Source organism: Proteiniclasticum ruminis (assembly GCF_900115135.1).
GTDB lineage: Bacteria > Bacillota > Clostridia > Clostridiales > Clostridiaceae > Proteiniclasticum > Proteiniclasticum ruminis_A.
The window spans coordinates 1-2,926 of sequence record NZ_FOVK01000031.1 but is presented as its reverse complement, the minus strand read 5'-3'; the positions used below and the strand labels follow the sequence as shown (position 1 = coordinate 2,926).

Below are 2,926 nucleotides of genomic sequence, written 5' to 3'. Positions count from 1 at the left end.
GTGTACATAGTTAAATTAATTTTTTCCAAAATAAAACCTTGAATCCGATTGAGAATTCAAGGTTTTAGAGGTTTGCCTATTCATTTTTAGTTATTATTCTTCCAAAGTCAGGAAGAAGCCATATTGAAAATATTTGAGAACATCCATCTTTTAGCCTTGGGCTAAGCAATTTGAGATTATAGCTTTCACGAAGTCCAAAAAAACTTTGGGCTTATTCAGTGAACATTAAAATGGAAAATCTTGAATATGACTGTCCAAACGTACTCAAATCTATATATTTATTGTTTGTTGGACAGTATAGAGCCGATAAAAAGTAGTTTGAAATCAGAAAATCAAGTTATTAATTAGTTTATTGAATAATCCGGGATAAATAATAAAAAAAGTGTAACAAATCACATCTTTTATCGTTATATATAGTGAAAGGAGGTGATTTTATGTTCTCAAAATCAATTCGCATTTATTTGAGGTTGCTTTGGGTTTCGATATTAATACTTATGATGAGTAATACAAATACAACTTCAGTATCTGCGAGTATGTCATAGATGAGTACTAAAAATAGTATCATCAAATTAGAATATATTGACATATGAATAAGCAAATTTAGTATCTCAAGAGAAGAAATAGTTACTGGGGTTACAGTAGTATCTTCAAATAATGTTGAGGAGATGCACATTTATGGATCAGTTCAACAGCGGATTGGTGATAAATGGATATGCATCGGAAGTTGGTCTAATAAAACAAAAGGCACAGACTGTGGACTAAATAAGAGTATTAGTGTAAATTTAGGTTTTAATTTTAGATATAAATCAACTATATATTTGCATGAATACGGGAAATTTGTTAAAACTAATAGTCTTACTAGTTCCTTTGTTAATTACTGATCATTAATGTAAAGTTCAATAACATCATATCTAAATCAACATGAATAAGAGAATTATAATGAAAAAATATATTGTGTTAATGCTGAGTTTTCTAATCAACGTTTCTTCATGTATTCAAGTTAATGCTCTAGATAACGAAAATAAAGAAAGCGGTATGATTCGTGAATCAAGTGAAACAATCAGCATACCAAGTGAATTACTTTACTATGGGGTTGAGAAGAATGATTTATCTTTTCAATCTAAAAGTTTAGATGAAGTTACCAGTATAGATGATATAACGCTTCTTTTAGACAAACTATTAATTAAAAAGTTTGAAGTTGCCAGCGATGAAAATCAATCACTATCAGTCGATGAACTCAATCCTATTTATAATGAACTCGAGAATAATGGTGCTAATTTATTGTCGCAAAACCAGATTGAAGAAATTTGTAATTCAGGTTATGATGATATTGACGATGGAACTGTTACTACATTAGCAAAACCTACAGTTCCACCTGATACATCAAAGTATGATTTTTTCAGCGTTTCCTCTACCATTATAAAAGATGGTAAAAACTATGATGTGTTTTATATATATGTACAGCCCAAAATTTTCACATTAGGAAATATTTTAATTATATCTCCTGATCAGTACTATTTATTGTCCGACTCTACTTTAGGTAGCAATATTGCTAATAACACTTTATTCAAAATTTATTGCCAAAAAGCTATTGGAGCAGTATTAGAAAAAGTTTTGAAATATAGTTCCTTAATCCCTTTCGAAGTTCTATGGCCAAGTGGAAATTATACTGGGACGAATGTAAAGAACTCAGTTGATTATGATATTTATACAACTTTATGTTTTATTTATGTTTCTAATTATCAACAAAATACTTATGAAAAAATTATATCCACTTCTAAGAGTAAGGGTTCATTTACATTCAAGACTTCAATTGTAAATAAACCAACACAAACAAATACGTTTGATATTTACACCCAATCCTTATACTATTCTGATGGTTACAAAGCGGCATATTATTTTGCGCAAGGAGACATAGTTAATCATTATTACCCCGTCTATAACATGAAGATTCAAGATGCTGATGAGAACGTAAAAAGAACTATATATATCAAAATAGTTTCCGATTTAACTTTACTAAATTAATAGACACATAATTTAAAGAAGGTAGAAATATGATTGCAAAAAAAATACTGATAAGAAGCGCTTTGGTTGTCATCTTTATTTTAGTAGTTACTTATTTCATTTTGTTTATTTGGGGTACTGAAATTATATCAGCACTGTATAATGTCGATACCGATAACTACATATTTGAGAAAAACTATTATCTTTATCGAAATACTGATTCTGATAATGAAAATAAATCACGAATAAAAATATTAGTATATTCTGATGATTCTAATAAAGACTTAACAAGAGTGTTAGTATTTACTTACTCAAAAATCACATCAAGATTAATTAATTACGCTAGTATTAATATTGTGAACGGGCAGATACATATTAAAGAACGAAACATATTCTTTGCAGGGAACGTTGCCACTGACTTCAGCCAACTATTATCTGAGCCAAATTTCATTACAGTAATATTTAATCAATATGTTGATACGCTGTATCCGCCTAAAAAAGAAGACGTTTATTTATCCATTGGTACTCTATTAAAAGGTGAATCTATAGAGGACTCAAACACATACTTAAAAGATAAAGAAATTGATCTGTTATTTACTAAAAGCCTATCAAATTCAAAATTGTTAGTTATTCATGAAGGAAGAGATTCGAAACATAACTGATAAATATTAACTGTTATAGTCATGCTTTGATATATTATATATTCAAGGTATAACTTCATTCAATATAATTAAACGAATACAATGTTACTCATCATTACATTCAGAACTGATAGTAATCCTGTTTATTAAATATTATAATTATGTAAATCCTGACTTTGGAAGAAAAATAACTAAAAATGAATAGGCAAACCTCTAAAACCTTGAATTCTCAATCGGATTCAAGGTTTTATTTTGGAAAAAATTAATTTAACTATGTACAC

2 protein-coding genes are annotated in these 2,926 nt (G+C 28.5%); both read left to right on the top strand.

The annotated features are described in order from the left end of the window. Positions 1 to 939: 939 nt before the first annotated feature. Positions 940 to 2,025 carry a hypothetical protein gene (locus BM243_RS14960; RefSeq protein WP_074913414.1) on the top strand — a complete coding sequence of 362 codons (1,086 nt, stop codon included), beginning with the start codon at positions 940 to 942 and terminating at the stop codon, positions 2,023 to 2,025. A 29-nt stretch (positions 2,026 to 2,054) separates the two neighbouring features. After that, positions 2,055 to 2,666 carry a hypothetical protein gene (locus tag BM243_RS14955; protein WP_074913411.1) on the top strand — a complete coding sequence of 204 codons (612 nt, stop codon included), beginning with the start codon at positions 2,055 to 2,057 and terminating at the stop codon, positions 2,664 to 2,666. Positions 2,667 to 2,926 lie beyond the last annotated feature (260 nt).